Below are 786 nucleotides of genomic sequence, written 5' to 3'. Positions count from 1 at the left end.
ACGATAAGTGCCACATGGCCTACCGTCAGGTTGCCATCCACATACGAAATAGAATAGTTCGGAGATAATGCTCCGCTAGCCGTAATCGCATACAGGCCAACTGGACTTGAAGCTGTGGCTGTGGTGCTTATATTCGGTGGAACATCCAAAGAGGCTTCGGTATCCCCATTCACAAATCCCGAATAGGTCACAGTCAGAGTCGGATTCGCGCTTCCGTAGGTTTTACTCTTATCGTCTGCCGTGATCATAAGTGAGGCCGCTGTCACGCTCATCGTACCATCGGCATAAGTGATTGCATAATTGGATGCAGCGGCTCCGCTGGCTGCGATCGGGTAGCTCCCTACCGGACTTCCTATAGCTGCCGTAGTGGTGACTGTAGGCGCTGTGGCTAGCACAGTTTCAGTATCGCCGTTTACAAATCCCGAGTAGCTTACCGTCAGAGCCGGATTTGCGCTGCCATAGGTTTTGCTCTTGTCATCGGCTGTCACCGTAAGAGATGCTTGGGTAACTGTCAGAGTCCCATCAGCATATGATATTGAATAGTTCGCAGATGATGCGCCGCCTGCCGTTATTGCATACGTGCCAACAGGGCTTGAAGCCGTGGCTATGGTTGAGGCTGCAGCTGCTGACGTTAGGGATGCTTCGGTATCGCCGTTCACAAAACCAGAATAGCTCACCGTCAGAACCGGATTCGCACTGCCGTAGGTTTTGCTCTTATCATCTGCCGTCACTATAAGAGACGCTTGGGTTACTGTCAGAGTCCCATCAGCATATGATATTGAATAG

1 protein-coding gene and 1 pseudogene are annotated in these 786 nt (G+C 51.1%); both read right to left on the bottom strand.

Annotated elements, in window-relative coordinates; all coding sequences use genetic code 11:
- The coding region (locus DM397_RS23970) for an MBG domain-containing protein (protein WP_239457754.1) at nt 1-266 on the bottom strand (266 nt) is incomplete at its 3' end.
- Nucleotides 267-281: 15 nt separating this feature from the next.
- Nucleotides 282-731, bottom strand: a pseudogene (locus DM397_RS24185) (MBG domain-containing protein); the annotation flags it as partial.
- Between the last annotated feature and the right edge of the window lie 55 nt (nt 732-786).

It is taken from the genome of Flavobacterium nitrogenifigens, assembly GCF_003254565.1.
Classification (GTDB): Bacteria; Bacteroidota; Bacteroidia; order Flavobacteriales; family Flavobacteriaceae; genus Flavobacterium; species Flavobacterium nitrogenifigens.
Note: the sequence above shows the minus strand (reverse complement) of the source record. Positions and strands in the feature narration are given on the sequence as shown.